Source organism: Paenibacillus agilis (genome assembly GCF_007786455.1).
Lineage (GTDB): Bacteria > Bacillota > Bacilli > Paenibacillales > Paenibacillaceae > Paenibacillus_B > Paenibacillus_B agilis.
Genome location: NZ_VNJK01000001.1, coordinates 1,472,255 through 1,487,690, shown reverse-complemented (window position 1 = coordinate 1,487,690; position 15,436 = coordinate 1,472,255). Strand labels below are relative to the sequence as shown.

At 42.3% G+C, this 15,436-nt stretch carries 11 protein-coding genes; 4 read left to right on the top strand and 7 right to left on the bottom strand.

Going from position 1 to position 15,436, the window contains the following annotated elements:
• Positions 1-130 precede the first annotated feature (130 nt).
• Both pflB and adhE read right to left on the bottom strand, forming a co-directional pair.
• Entirely contained in the window at positions 131-2,398 is a 2,268-nt protein-coding gene (gene pflB / locus FPZ44_RS06580) for a formate C-acetyltransferase (protein WP_144988505.1), read from the bottom strand.
• A 258-nt stretch (positions 2,399-2,656) separates the two neighbouring features.
• A complete protein-coding gene (gene adhE / locus FPZ44_RS06575) occupies positions 2,657-5,278 on the bottom strand; it encodes a bifunctional acetaldehyde-CoA/alcohol dehydrogenase (RefSeq protein WP_144988504.1) in 2,622 nt (873 codons plus the stop codon).
• A 459-nt stretch (positions 5,279-5,737) separates the two neighbouring features.
• Between adhE and FPZ44_RS06570 the strand changes: the two genes are divergently transcribed.
• A complete protein-coding gene (locus FPZ44_RS06570; RefSeq protein ID WP_144988502.1) occupies positions 5,738-6,454 on the top strand; it encodes a Crp/Fnr family transcriptional regulator in 717 nt (238 codons plus the stop codon).
• A gap of 82 nt (positions 6,455-6,536) precedes the next feature.
• Here the strand turns inward: FPZ44_RS06570 and FPZ44_RS06565 are convergent, their stop codons facing one another.
• From FPZ44_RS06565 to FPZ44_RS06545, 5 genes are all read right to left on the bottom strand, one after another.
• On the bottom strand, positions 6,537-7,292 hold the full coding sequence (locus FPZ44_RS06565; RefSeq protein WP_144988500.1) for a hypothetical protein: 756 nt from the start codon (positions 7,290-7,292) through the stop codon (positions 6,537-6,539).
• Between the two features lie 174 nt (positions 7,293-7,466).
• On the bottom strand, positions 7,467-9,404 hold the full coding sequence (locus FPZ44_RS06560) for an ABC transporter permease (RefSeq protein ID WP_144988498.1): 1,938 nt from the start codon (positions 9,402-9,404) through the stop codon (positions 7,467-7,469).
• Complete coding sequence (locus FPZ44_RS06555; RefSeq protein ID WP_144988496.1) at positions 9,376-10,158, bottom strand: ABC transporter ATP-binding protein; 783 nt, start codon at positions 10,156-10,158, stop codon at positions 9,376-9,378. The genes FPZ44_RS06560 and FPZ44_RS06555 overlap by 29 nt, the downstream gene beginning before the upstream one ends.
• A 36-nt stretch (positions 10,159-10,194) precedes the next feature.
• On the bottom strand, positions 10,195-11,256 hold the full coding sequence (locus tag FPZ44_RS06550; RefSeq protein WP_144988494.1) for a sensor histidine kinase: 1,062 nt from the start codon (positions 11,254-11,256) through the stop codon (positions 10,195-10,197).
• The gene (locus FPZ44_RS06545; protein WP_144988492.1) at positions 11,253-11,969 is read right to left on the bottom strand and encodes a response regulator transcription factor; all 717 of its coding nucleotides are present in this window, start codon (positions 11,967-11,969) and stop codon (positions 11,253-11,255) included. The genes FPZ44_RS06550 and FPZ44_RS06545 overlap by 4 nt, the downstream gene beginning before the upstream one ends.
• A gap of 292 nt (positions 11,970-12,261) precedes the next feature.
• Between FPZ44_RS06545 and FPZ44_RS06540 the strand changes: the two genes are divergently transcribed.
• From FPZ44_RS06540 to FPZ44_RS06530, 3 genes are all read left to right on the top strand, one after another.
• The gene (locus FPZ44_RS06540) at positions 12,262-12,573 is read left to right on the top strand and encodes a DUF485 domain-containing protein (protein ID WP_144988490.1); all 312 of its coding nucleotides are present in this window, start codon (positions 12,262-12,264) and stop codon (positions 12,571-12,573) included.
• A complete protein-coding gene (locus tag FPZ44_RS06535) occupies positions 12,570-14,114 on the top strand; it encodes a solute symporter family protein (protein ID WP_144988488.1) in 1,545 nt (514 codons plus the stop codon). Before FPZ44_RS06540 ends, FPZ44_RS06535 begins: the two co-directional genes overlap by 4 nt.
• Before the next feature lie 275 nt (positions 14,115-14,389).
• Entirely contained in the window at positions 14,390-15,289 is a 900-nt protein-coding gene (locus FPZ44_RS06530; RefSeq protein WP_144988486.1) for a LysR family transcriptional regulator, read from the top strand.
• The last annotated feature ends 147 nt before the right edge of the window (positions 15,290-15,436 follow it).

The window sequence follows — 15,436 nt, the reverse complement described above, 5'->3', positions numbered from 1 at the left end:
CAAAAAGGGCGCAGCCGCCAGGTTCACGACCGAGACGGTTCGTTTATTCCGACTTTTTGCGCCCTGCCCTGTTACTTCTACCTTCACTTCATCATTTAGTCAAAACCTTTATTCGAACGATTTATCTCTGTTACATAGAGCCGTGGAATGTACGATTAATAACATCCATCTGCTGCTCACGAGTTAGTTTAATAAAGTTAACCGCATATCCAGATACACGAATGGTTAGCTGAGGATAGTTTTCTGGGTGCTCCATCGCATCCATTAGCTGCTCACGGTCAAACACGTTCACATTTAAATGATGCGCACCACGTCCAAAGTATCCATCCATCATCGCTACCAAGTTAGACGTACGACCATCCATATCTTTGCCTAGCGCCTTCGGTACAATCGAGAACGTATTCGAAATGCCATCTAAGCTGTGTTCATACGGCAGCTTCGCAACCGAGTTAAGGGATGCAAGCGCACCTTTCTTATCACGGCCATGCATTGGATTCGCACCAGGTGCGAATGGCTCTCCTGCCTTACGTCCATCTGGCGTAGTACCCGTTTTCTTACCGTATACAACATTCGATGTAATCGTCAGCACCGATTGGGTTGGAAGCGCATTGCGATAAGCTTTGTGCTTGCGAATCATGTTCATAAACGATTCAACCAATTCAATAGCGATGCCATCAACTCGGTCATCATTATTGCCGTAGCAAGGATATTCGCCTTCTACTTCGAAGTCGATCGCAATACCTTGTTCATTGCGAATTGGTTTTACTTTCGCATGTTTAATTGCACTTAAGGAATCCGCTGCAACCGAGAGCCCAGCAATACCGCAAGCCATCGTGCGCAAAATTTCTCTGTCATGCAATGCCATTTCGATACGCTCATAAGCGTATTTATCATGCATGTAGTGAATGACGTTCAACGTGTTCATATACAGTTTCGCCAGCCACTCCATCATTTGCTTAAAGCGTTTCATCACTTCATCGTAGTTCAAATACTCACTCGTAATCGGAGGAAGCTCAGGACCAACCTGAATACCTAGCTTCTCGTCTTTACCTCCATTAATCGCATATAGCAATGCTTTCGCCAAGTTGGCACGAGCTCCAAAGAATTGCATTTGCTTACCAATTCGCATCGCGGATACACAGCATGCAATACCATAGTCATCTCCGAAGAATGGACGCATTAAGTCATCATTCTCATACTGGATAGAACTTGTTTCAATCGAAGCTTTTGCACAATATTTTTTGAATGCTTCAGGAAGCTGCTCTGACCAAAGCACGGTCAAGTTCGGTTCTGGTGCAGGTCCTAAATTAAATAATGTATGCAAGAAACGGAAACTGTTCTTCGTTACGCGAGTCGTACCGTTCATCGCCATACCACCAATTGATTCCGTTACCCAAGTTGGGTCACCTGAGAACAATTCATTATAGTCAGGAGTACGAAGGAACTTTACGATACGCAGTTTCATAACGAAATGGTCAACGAGCTCTTGCGCCTCTTCTTCCGTTAGTGTACCTTCTTTCAAATCACGCTCAATATAGATATCAAGGAACGAGGACACACGTCCAAGTGACATCGCTGCACCGTTCTGTTCTTTAATCGCTGCTAAATAAGCGAAGTACAGCCATTGGAATGCCTCAGTAGCGTTCATTGCGGGCTTCGACATATCAAAGCCATGCATTTCAGCAAGATGCTTCAATTCGCCCAATGCGCGAATTTGTTCAGAAGTTTCCTCTCGATCGCGAATCGTGTCTTGATCCAATGCATCCAACTCGAGATTCAGCAAATCCTGCTTCTTCTGCTTAATTAGAAAATCTACACCGTACAAAGCTGGGCGACGATAGTCACCGATAATCCGGCCGCGTCCGTATGCATCAGGCAAGCCCGTAATAACACCCGATTTGCGAGCTAAACGCATGTCAGAAGTATAAGCATCGAATACACCTTGGTTATGTGTTTTACGAATGTTCGTAAAGATATCAATGACTTCTTGCGGCATTTCAAAGCCGTAAGCTTTACAAGCATCGATCATCATCTTGATGCCGCCAAATGGTTGAATTGCACGACGGAATGGAGCATCTGTTTGTACCCCAACTACTTTTTCCTTCTCTTTATCTAAATATCCAGGTTGATGCGACACGATAGAAGAAGGTGTATTTACATCCACATCCCAAACGCCACCACGTTCACGCTCTTCTTTGGATAGCTGGCTGACAATATCCCATAGTTGTTTCGTATTTTGCGTAGCGCCTTGTAAAAAGGATTCATCCCCGTGATAAGGTGCAATATTTTGTTCGATGAAATCATTTACGTTAACTTCTCTGCCCCATTTACCTGTTACAAATCCACGCCATGGTTGAACTGCTTCTGCTGCTTTCAAATCTTTTTCAGCTACCGACATCTGAATCCCTCCAAATTGAGTAGATTTTCTATTTATATCCTGCTTATGCTATAAGCGATTTGCTATGGCTTTATTGTAATACTTTTCACAAAGTTATTATGTGATTTATATCATAATGTAGTTGTTTTCTTCTTTCTTACTCACTATTACAAAATGTATCAGTTGTATGGCCTGCACAGAACCAAGCAGTTATTAGATGGTCGTCTCATTGAAAAAGAAGAGACAGCAGAACGTAACATCCTGCTGTCTCTTTATTACTTAGAAGCGGCCATAGAAAGCATTGCGGTACACATCTGCAAGTTCCGTTACTAGTGGAAGCTTCGGATTCGCTGTTGTACATTGGTCTTCAAATGCACGGTCAGCCAAGTAATCTACTTTCGCTTCGAATTGTTTCGCTTCAAAGCCAATTGCTTGGAAGCTCTCTGGAATACCCAACTCGCGATTTAATTCGCGTATAGCTGCGATTAAGCTGTTCACTCCCTCTTCCGTTGTGCCTGCTGGCAATCCAAGAATTCGTGCAATCTCAGCATAGCGCTTATCTGCCACAAAGTGGTCGTATTTCGGGAACGAAGCAAACTTAGTCGGCATTTTCGCATTGTAGCGGATGACGTGCGGCAGTAATATCGCATTTGTACGTCCGTGCGCTGTATGGTACTCTGCCCCCCATTTATGAGCTAAGCTATGGTTTATGCCTAAGAATGCATTGGCAAATGCCATACCTGCGATCGTTGATGCGTTATGCATTTTCTCACGCGCAAGCGGGCAAGCTTCGTTAGCCGATTTTACCAAATACTCAAACACAAGCTGAATCGCTTTTATTGCTAATCCATCTGTATAATCATTTGCCATGACAGACACATAAGCTTCAATCGCATGTGTCAGTACGTCCATCCCTGTATCCGCAACAGCTACGCGAGGAAGCGAGTACACAAACTCTGGATCGACAATTGCTACGTCAGGCGTCAATTCGTAATCTGCTAGTGGGTATTTGGTATTTCCGTGCTCTTTATCCGTAATAACAGCAAACGATGTAACTTCCGATCCCGTGCCCGACGTTGTCGGAATGGCTACGAACTTCGCCTTTTGTCCAAGGCGTGGGTATTTAAATGTGCGCTTGCGGATGTCTAGGAACTTCTGTTTCAAGTTATTGAAATCTGTATCTGGATATTCATAGAACAACCACATCGCCTTCGCAGCATCCATAGGTGAACCCCCACCAAGTGCAATAATGCAGTCTGGCTTGAACTGTGCCATTAATTCCGTACCTTTGCGAACCGTAACCGTCGATGGATCTGGCTCGACGTCGGAGAATACTTCGATAGCTACTGGATTGCGACGTTGACGAAGATAGTGCTCCACCTTTTCTACATAACCAAGCTTCACCATCATTTCATCCGTCACAATTAATACGCGGCTAATATCCTGCATTTTCGCAAGGTATTGGGTAGCTCCTTTTTCAAAATAAATCTTGTTCGGCACTTTGAACCATTGCATATTCACTGTACGCTTCGCCACCCGTTTAATATTGATTAAGTTGACTGCCGTAACATTATTCGATGTGGAGTTGCGGCCATAAGAACCGCATCCAAGTGTCAATGATGGAATGTTCGTGTTGTACAAGTCGCCAATCGCTCCGTGTGTAGATGGAGAATTGACTAATATACGACCTGTTTGCAAGCGATCACCGAACTTGGCGATGACTTCATCATCGTTGGAATGAATGACGGAAGAATGACCCATCCCGCCGAATGCTACAACTTCAGCTGCTCGATTGATACCTTCTTCAGCCGTCTTAACTTTGTAGCAAGCTAATATTGGACTAAGCTTCTCAGCAGACAGTGGGAATTTAGGTCCTACACCATCGATTTCTGCAATAAGAATTTTCGTGTTTGCAGGTACATTCAACCCAGCAAGCTCAGCAATCTTCACAGCAGACTGACCCACGATGGTTGGATTGACCGCACAAGTTTCGTTTTTAATTGCCATCGCCTGAAGTTTAGCCGTTTCTTCTTTGTTGGTGAAATAACAGCCGTATTTCTGAAGCAGCTGCTTCACTTCTTTATATACAGGTTCTTCGATAATGACAGCCTGCTCGGAAGCGCAGATCATGCCATTGTCGAACGTCTTCGAAAGTATTAAATCTGTTACAGCCTGTTCCAGATTGGCCGTCTTCTCAATAAAGCATGGTACGTTACCAGGACCGACACCAAGTGCTGGCTTACCTGCGCTGTACGCTGCGCGAACCATGCCTGATCCACCTGTAGCAAGTATTAACGCCACATCTGGGTGGTTCATCAATGCATTTGTTGCTTCCATCGAAGGGAGCTCAATCCATTGTATACAGTGCTCTGGCGCTCCATATTTCACTGCAGCTTCTGCCAACGTTTTCGCCGCCTCTGCACTGCATCGTTGGGCTGACGGATGGAAGGCAAATATAATTGGGTTACGAGTTTTGATGGAGATTAGCGCTTTGAACATTGTCGTCGAAGTCGGGTTTGTTACTGGAGTTACCCCCATCACAATGCCAACGGGCTCAGCTATTTTCACACAGCTTTCATACGCATTGTCTTCGATGACGCCGACTGTCTTTGTATACTTGATGTGATTGTAGATATATTCGGTAGCAAAAATATTTTTCGTGATCTTGTCTTCGTACACGCCACGGCCGGTTTCTTCTACAGCTAATTTTGCCAGTTCCATATGACGATCCAAGCCTGCTAATGCCATTTGTCGAACGACAAGGTCCACTTGCTCTTGGTTCATATTCATAAATGCTGTATGTGCTTTTTTAGCACGATCAATCAGTTGTTGAATATGTGTTTCTACATTTGGAGTTCCTTTTTTATCTGCAATTTGTTTCACATCAGTTTTTGTTGACATCGTTCTCCGCCTCCATATTTGGATTCACGCCTGAGGTCGAGACAAGTAAGGGAGATACTTTATCGAACCAGGCTGATTACCTCATTTTGTATGTGAATCATTTCACAAATCAAGTGTACCTCATCTTTATTTGTTTGGATGTGATCTATATCACACCTATAAAAGCATAAAAAATAGTATAATTTTACACAAGTTCTGTTACGCCCTGTTAGCTCTTTACAAGAGCTAGCAATATTACAAAATATACATATATCGAAACTATGTCAAAGTAATGAATATCACTTCATTTTATAAAATATTTGAAATTTTAATTGTTAATTAAATTGACAATACTAACGTGAACGTCCAATATAGAAGTATCATAAGATATAGTGAAAGATGTCACAAAGTTAGCGGAACTGTAATTTATTTAACTCTACCCTTTTACACATAGATAACTTTAAGAACGGAGTGGACGATATGACAATGACAACCCCTTACGACGAGCATAGCAACATTATGTGTTTCTCGGAACAGAACAGAGAGCGATTAATGGAGATAGCTAAAGAACGGAACTATCCAGAAGGATCTCATTTGTTCTGGGAAGGAGATACAGCCGATAAATTGTATTTTCTAAAAAGTGGTCGCGTCAAAGTCACGAAGTCAACAGATGAAGGAAAAGAACTCATCCTTTATATGTATCATGCTGGGGATATTGTAGGTCAAGTCGATCCCTTTCTTGCAGGTAAGCACAGTTTTACAGCGGAAGTGCTGGAGGAATGTGAAGTTGCTGTTATCGAGCAGCGTGATTTAGAACTCGTTATTTGCCAACATTGCGACTTTTCACTTGATTTTATGAAATGGATGAGTGTTCACCATCGTCTCACACAAACAAAGGTTAGAGACTTGATGCTGTATGGTAAGCCTGGAGCACTCTGCTCTACCCTAATTCGGCTATCCAATACGTACGGGGAAGATTTAAAAGACGGGGGCATCCTTATTAATAAAAAGGTTACACATACAGACCTTTCAAATATGATTGGTGCAACTCGAGAAAGTGTGAATCGCATGTTAAGTGATTTGCGCAAGAAGAACGTGCTTGAATATGATAACGGCATGATTATCATTCGTGAGCTGGAACATCTGCAAGAAGTATGTCATTGTGAAATGTGTCCAAAAGCGATTTGCCGTATCTAAATGATAAGATATAACGCAATCTGAAAAAACCTCCAGGCTCCACGAAATCCGTGGAACTTGGAGGTTCTTGTATTTGGCGTCATTATGAGCTTGTCTTCGGCTTCAATTCTAGAACGATGTGATCGTTCGCATTAATGGTCATATTTAGAACGTCTTTATGCTGCATTTGTTCTCCATTTACCTTTAGAGATATCTTGTACTTCTCATCTAATTCATGCTTGCCAAACTTGATGATGCGTTGCTTGTCATCAGACAGCTTTACCAAATCAAATTCTGCGAATACACCTGCTAATGTATCCGACTGCTTCCAAGGAATGAGATAAGAATTGGAGATTTCATTCAGTTCAGTCCCACCATCTATCGTCAAAGTTACACTTGGCTCAGTAGCACCACTCGTGCCCACATCCAACTTCTTCGCATAAACCGTTATTTTATCATTCAGAGATATAACGGAGTCAAACGATTGGCGAGCTGTAATCTCCTTATCATTGAGCATAACGCTCCATTTTGTCTTGGAATCTAATCCAACATCTACGACAGACGCAATCCCCGCTCCATCCTCATTCATCTTAATCTTGCCTGTACTTAACAAAGCTTCTCTAAGCGTTAATTGTTCATGCCAGTCTATTTGAACGCGGTCCTTCACATTAGGTACGTAGGTTCCGCCATCTATAACAAGTTCCACTTGTTGCTTGCTTACTTCACTTGCCTGAGTCTGCAAAGCAGCTTGTGATGGATGTTCAGAAACGTTTGCTTCTGTCGAACAGCCCATTACAAATAGTGTTAATAAGCAGCATATCCACCCTGTCATCCTCTTATGTCGTTGTGGTGTTCTCATAGTCTCCTCTCACTTTCCGGCTTACGAGTCACCAAGCCTGCCTCTTATTGACTATATTATGCACGAAATGTTGGACAAAAAAGTTTCAAACCCGTTACAATCCGCAGCGCATGCCATTTTTTAGTGAAATGACGGTATTTGAATGACTGTAAACTATCCTACGAGGATAACGCTTTATCTTGTAATCCCTTGTAAAATAACTCGTAAATACGCCCTTCTTGATGCCCAAAAATATAAGGTCTGCATAACTATGAATATAAGTACAATTGTAAATCCATAGTTCATAGCATCTACGTTCATAAGATTACTTAGCGTCTTCATCGCAAACATCGTATGTAAGCTTCCGATCATGCAAGGCAGGAAAAAGATGATGCCAACCTGCACATTTACAACTCGCTTTATTTCCTGAATAGAAAGACCAATTCGCACCAGGGATTGATAGTAGCTTTTGTCCTCTTGTAAATCGTTGAACATTTTGAAATAAATAATACTGCCACTCGCCACAAAGAACAACAGGCTGATAAAGATCCCGATGAAAAATCCAAGCGACGATGTTTGCTGAACCTCATAATTATCAGTGATTCGACTTGTCATATAGTATGAGCTAGGCGCATCAGCCAATCGCTCTAATTCCTTCACTAACCAATAGGACTGTTCCCAATCGGTCCAATCCACCATCATCACATTGCTTATAAGTTTAGGTGATGCCTGTTTATATAATTGTTCCCACTGACGATCCGGTAAAGCTAGTACGTCTCCACCTGCATATCTGCTAGGAATTAGTGTAGAATCTATTTTTTGTTTAATTTTAAACTCTAATGACTCATCCAATCCTTTTAGTTTGATTTCAATTGTTTCTGGATTGATTTTTCGCCCAACCTGAAACAGCTCCGCAACTCTTTGATCAATCCAATATACATCCTCATCGAGTGGTTCCACTGTTTGTTTTCCTAATGTGGCATACAATCGATTCAGGTCAGATTGACGAATAAGAGATACGGATCCTAAATAACCGTAAATGCTGCTCGACTCAGCATCAATCATTTTTAACGTTTCAACTGCCGTGATTTGATGTTTATATTGCTCGGCAACCGTCTTAACTTGATCAATCGTTAGCAAAAAAGGCTTGTCATGAACCTCTAACATGGAAAACGCAAATGAATGTGATGCACGACTAAACTGGTACATAGATCGATCCAAAGCATAGACAGAGGCGGAGGAAGTCAACACGACCGCGACCAAAATGGAAATGTTAAAGAGCACGCGCGCATTCTCTTTTACGCGATGTGCCGCACGTGATATATTCAATAAATTTGTCCCATTATAGTACCATCTGCGATTCAGCTTCAGCAGCTGAACGATTAAGATACTAAACTGTGTATATAAAAAGTAAGTCCCCGCTATAGCAAGCACGAATATAGGTAGCATTTTCGATTCAAGATGCTCCCAATGTGTATGCCATGCTAAATAATAGCTGTAAACTAGGCTGGCAATAGCCAATATGCCTAATAACCAAGAAAAGCGTAGTTTCTGATCATTCCCTTTCTCAGAACGAATCAATTCTACGAGTTCCTTCTTGCCTACTTTGCGTAATGTCCACAACGTAATAAGTCCAAACAATGCCATATATGCAACAGCTGTAAATATCGCGGCATCAATAGGAAAATAAAATGGCAGAGGTGATTCGAGAATCATGTAGTAAGACATGCTCATCAAGAAAAGCTTTAATAAGATCGTACCTGTTCCTATGCCCACTGCTATAGATGCTACGGCGATAAATAAGTTTTCATATACAAACATAAGCCGCAGCTGCCATTTCGACATCCCGAAGAGAGAGAACAATCCCACTTCTTTTTGACGGGAACGTATAAATCCCGAAGACGAATAGAGCACAAAGAAAAACGAAATTCCAAAAATGAGAACCGAACATGTCGCGATGATACCTTTTCCAATATCTCCAAGCTGGCCCTGTATTTTAACAAGCTCGGGATGATACATATACGATGCATACAAAAAGAATATCGTCACGGAAAACGCGCAGCTCAAAAAATAGGCACTGTACCGATGCCAGTTGGAGGAAATATTACGAAAGGCGAGTGCTCGGAACGTCATCGAAATTACCTCCCAACAAGCTCAATGTATCAAGAATTTGTTGGAAGAAGGCTGGCCTGTTTGAGCCACGTCTTATTTCAGTAAATAGCTTTCCATCTTTAATAAACAAAATGCGCTTGCAATAGCTTGCAGTAAACGGATCATGGGTAACGACAAGCACAGTAGTTCCCAGCTCCGTATTTAACTGCTCTAAAGCATCCATAACAGATTTGGCAGCCCTCGAATCCAAATTTCCTGTTAACTCGTCTGCAAGCAATACGGACGGCTCGTGAATAACAGCACGGGCAATCGCCGTTCGCTGCTTCTGTCCACCGGATATTTCATACGTTCGTTTATCCAATATATCTTCAATGCCAAGGCGAGTCGCTACAAACTGCACTCGGCGCTCAATTTCACTACTTGATACTTTGTCCAGCGCTAATGGGAGAATAATATTTTCTTTGATCGATAAAGAATCGATAAGATTAAAATCTTGAAACACATATCCAAGCTCGCGACGGCGAAACCTCGATAGATCATTATTGGACATTTTTAACGGGTTGTGGCCATTTATTGAGATTCGCCCAGCGGTCGGCTTATCAATCGTTGCTAAAATATTGAGCAAAGTCGTCTTGCCACTGCCAGACGGTCCCATAATACCAACAAATTCGCCTTGTTCTGCCTGTAAATTTACATCATTCAGCGCTGTATAGGTCATTTTGCCTCTGGAAGCATATATTTTTGTTATTTGTTCGACCTTCAAAACTGTCGTCATTGATTTGCTCCTTCTTTCACGTACATATTCAGTCCATTAAAAAAATCCTTTATGAATCGTGCGTGATTCAAATCCGATGCTGACTTTCGTTCCGATTCCGATTTCGGATGTAATCTGTATTCTATGACCCAGTCGATTGCAAACTTGCTTCACCAAATAAAGCCCCATTCCGGTTGCATCCCCTTCCTTACGCCCGTTCTCGCCCGTAAAGAAAGGTTCAAATACACGTGGGATATCATGCGCTGCAATACCTATACCCTCATCAATCACATGCAGCCACACGGTATCATCATTCTCTTCCACTTCAAAACTCAACGACTTAGATCCTTCTTTATCTTTCGAATACTTGATCGCATTCGTCACAAGCTGAGTTACAATAAAGCTTAGCCATTTGCTGTCACTTTCTACGAGCCTATCTTCACCAACAACTTTCGGGAAAATGCGGTAACGAATAAACATCTTCTTATGTTGGTTAATAACTTGCCTTATATTTTGGTGTGTTGATACTTGCGAGACATGTAGATCAAGCTCAAACTTATCCAATCGAGCTGTATGTAACATAAGCTCCAACCCCCCTGCAAGGCGGTCGGTCTCTTCACTTACATTTGCCAACAGTGCACGAGCTTCCTCTTCATCCATCCGTTGCGCAGGCTGCTGTGTGATCAAATGAAGTACGGATACAGGCGTCTTCATATGATGAACCCATTGATTCGTAAAATGTACATGCTGCTCGCGCTGCTGCCTCATAAGCATAATTTGATCCATAAATGCGCTGTATTGGCGCTGCATGAGCTGGTACATGACCTTCTGTTCTTCGCTTACTGGATTCTGTAAACATAACGAGAACTCATTGTCATTTTCATGCATACGAGCATAATTTATTTCTTTGTACCATTCCCGCTGCCGCAAATAGTCATAAATAATCCCTACACCGATAATAAATACGCCGAGTACAAACACGTACACAAGACTGCTATTGCGAAGCACACGCGCGCCAATTTGAATATCAAAATGAACAACGATTAACGACATAATAAGGGATAGCAGCCATGCTAAAATAAGCAGGAACCGATCTTTTACATACTTCCAAAAGCTCATTCGACTACCCCGTCTTCATTCCAATTGGTCAACAGTCGGTAACCTTGTCCACGAACCGTTTCAATCACTTTGTGCAACCCGAGTTCCTCCATCTTCTTGCGAACACGAGTAACATTGACCGTCAACGTATTGTCATCTACGAAATCTACATCGTCCCACAATGCCTCAAGCAACGTGTCGCGCGACACAATCGTATCCGCCTTCTCCATGAGGCAGCCAAGTAACAGAGATTCATTTTTAGTCAAATCTACACGCTTGCTCTGCCACTCCAACGTATTTTTCGTCCGATGCAGCAGTAAGCCATTCAGATTTAATTCCTCACCGTTATTAGCGCTCACAGCGGCATATTCGCCATAGGTGCGACGAAGTACGCTTTTCACCTTAGCTAACAGAATATCTAAATGGAATGGCTTCGTAATATAATCATCTCCACCATTTTCGATCGCCATGACTTGATCCATCTCACCTGCACGTGCCGATACGAAAATAATAGGTGCGTTTGTAACCGTACGAAATTGTCTGCACCAATAAAATCCGTCATAAGCAGGCAGATGAATATCGAGCAAAATAAGGTCTGGTTGTATACTAATCAAATCGTCCTTTAACGCTTTAAAATTTGTAGCCCTCGTAGCCAAATAATTATATTTTTCTAACGATGATTGAAGCATGGAAGCAATCTTGTCATCGTCCTCCACAATCATGATGCGATACATCCTTGTTCCTCCGTTCATGAATCTTTCTGTTTAACAACCCTAGTTTGTAAGTAATGAAGCAAGTTTCATTCATGAAACACTCCCTATTCATCATAGCATAATGCAGTATCGGATAAAACTTACTCCAAATTATCAATATTCCACTTATTGTAATTAATTTGACATAATTATGAACTTTCCTTATACTCGGAAAAGGAGGTGAAAGCGCTTACTAAATAGATGCAAAGGTAACCACCAAGAACTACACCTAACGCTAATAAACATAGGTATAGACAGGAGGTTAAATACATTTATGAAATCCGATATTAATTATGCTGAAATCGCTCAATCCGCGCAGTTCAAGTCACTGATGAGGAGAAAAAAGAAATTTATTCTGCCAATGACCTTATTTTTCTTCGCCTTTTACTTCACCCTTCCTATCCTTACTTCTTACACAACCGTATTGAATCAATCTGCATGGGGACCTATCACATGGGCGTGGGTGTTTGCCTTTGCTCAATTCATTATGACGTGGGCGCTCTGTATGATCTACGCCCATCGTGCTGCCCGCTTTGACCAGGATGTGCAGCAGTTGAAAAACGAATGGGGTGGTGAGCGAGGATGAACATGACCGCATTCCTGCTATTTTGCGTTATTGTACTGCTTACGATGGTGATTACCTACTTTGCTTCTAAGAAAACGAACTCCGCTTCAGACTTTTACACAGCGGGCGGTGGACTAACAGGCTGGCAAAATGGACTCGCCATTGCTGGCGACTATATGTCAGCAGCTTCTTTTCTAGGGATTGCGGGCTCCATCGCGCTCGTCGGATTCGACGGCTTCTTTTATTCCATCGGATTCCTTGTCGCTTATCTCGTCGTCTTATATCTCGTTGCAGAGCCGCTTCGTAATCTAGGGAAATACACGTTAGCCGATATGATTGCCGCACGTTTCCAAGCAAACAAAGTACGCGGTGTTGCTGCCCTCAATACGATTACGATCTCCACCTTTTATATGATTGCCCAACTCGTTGGCGCAGGTGCGCTCATCAAACTATTACTTGGGATCGACTATGTGTGGTCGGTTATCATTGTAGGTTGTCTTATGACCTTGTACGTTGTGTTTGGCGGTATGCATGCTACATCATGGGTGCAAATTATTAAAGCTGTTCTCCTGATGGGCGGTACGTTCCTGCTCTCCATGATCGTATTCTACAAATTCGACTTTAACCTAATTAAAATGTTCGAAGAAATGAAGAGTGCCACTCCTCTCGGTGATAAATTTTTAAATCCCGGCAACAAGTATACGAATTCATTAGACACCTTATCACTGAATTTAGGCCTCGTGCTTGGTACTGCGGGCCTGCCTCATATTCTCATTCGTTTCTTTACCGTTAAAGATGCGCCCACAGCTCGTTCCTCCGTTGTATACGCAACATGGATCATCGGTCTTTTCTATGTCATGACCATCTTTTTAGGATTTGGTGCAGCTGCGTTTGTCGGAGCAGATCTGATTACAGCAGTAGATAAAGGTGGTAATATGGCTGCCCCACTATTAGCTCGTGAGCTTGGTGGAGACTTCTTCTTTGCTCTTATTTCAGCTGTCGCTTTCGCAACGATACTAGCGGTTGTCACAGGCCTTGTCCTATCAGCTGCATCTGCTTTTGCACATGACTTTTACAATCATATCGTTCGAAAAGGTGCGGCAAGTGAAAAGGAGCAAATGTCAGCAGCACGTTGGGCGTCGATTGGGGTGTCTATATTATCGATCATTTTAGCTTTGCTTGCTTCGAAGCTAAATGTAGCCTTCCTTGTTGGTTTGGCATTTGCCGTTGCCGCCAGCGCTAATCTTCCTGTTATCCTATTTACTGTATTTTGGAGAAGATTCAATACGGCCGGAGCGATTGCAGGTATGTTGACTGGATTAATCTCTGCTATCATCCTAGTTGCGATTAGTCCAAGTGTATGGGGACCCGAAGGCAAGGCGATCTTTGTCGGGCAGCCACTAATTACGTTAACGAATCCAGGTATTATCTCTATACCTCTTGGCTTCATCGGAGCATGGCTTGGTACGATATTAACCACAAGATCTGCGGATAAAGATAAAAACCGGGATGCCAAGTTTGACGAAGTGCTCGTTAAAGCAAATACAGGGATTCATATGTAACTCAGTTACATAATTCGGTTACGGAAAAGCTCTTTCACAGCTTCCGCTGCTGCTGCGGAAGCTTTTTTGCGCTATCTACACGAGCATACGATGTTCAGACTTGCTTGCAAATATGCAAGCTGTGCAAGTCATTATACTGCGTGTTCCAGAACTGCATTCCCTTGCAGAATACAGGTATTAAAAGTATCAGTGTAGAATTTAAATTATAGTAATACCATCAATGAACTAGGTTCCTTTACATAAGTGTAATCGTGATACATATAAGGGGGATTCAGATGGATATCCGGCAATTAACATACTTCGTACAAGTAGCCAAATGCTTGAATATGACGCAGGCAGCAAAGAAATTGCATGTCTCCCAGCCAGCATTAAGCAAAGTTATAAAAAATTTAGAAAATGAATTGGATGTTACCTTAATTGATCGTTCTAGTAATCCACTTACTCTCACCGATGCAGGTGCTGTATTGGCGGCTGAAGCTGAACAACTAATTCAATCCTTCGATGCATTATCTCAGTCGTTATATGATACGGTACGGCTAAATAAAGGCAACATCCGCATAGGAATTCCACCGGTTATCGGAACAAGCTTCTTCCCTGCCATTATCGCATCATTCCGTGAAAAGTATCCTGGTATTCAACTAACGCTTATTGAAGAAGGCGCCAAGACGGTAGAGCGCAGCCTGCTTGACGGCACGATTGAGCTTGGGATCGTTATTTTACCTGTAAATGAAGAAAGAATTACGGCTATTCCCATTGTAGAGGAGACCTATATGCTCGTCGTCCCTCACTCCCATCCACTCACAAAGTATGAATACGTGCGTGTGCAAGATCTAAAACATGAATCGTTCGTCCTTTTAAATCAAACGTTTATGCTTCATGATCATATTTTGTCCGTATGTAACCAGGCCGGGTTCGTGCCGCGCGTAACTTTTCAAAGCTCTCAATGGGATTTTCTTATTGAACTAGTGGGATTACAGCAAGGAGTAACCATTTTGCCACGTCCCATTCTTACACGCGTTCAGTCGAATTTAGTGAAACAAATACCTATTGATCATCCTACGTTTCGATGGAGAGTGGCGATTGTTTATAAAAAGCAGCGATATGTATCCTATTCCATGAAAGCTTTCATTGAACATACGCAAGAAGTGATGTCCAGCTTATTCCCATCTAAGTAAACATCACTTGGAAACTAGTCATGATCTCATTTTCCCATCCATTCATTCATCGAATAACTAAACACAAAAGGCAGTTCTCCCCTTCTCACATCACATAAGAGGAAATCTGCCTTCTTTAGTTATCGGTAGCTATCCCTGTCAATCTAC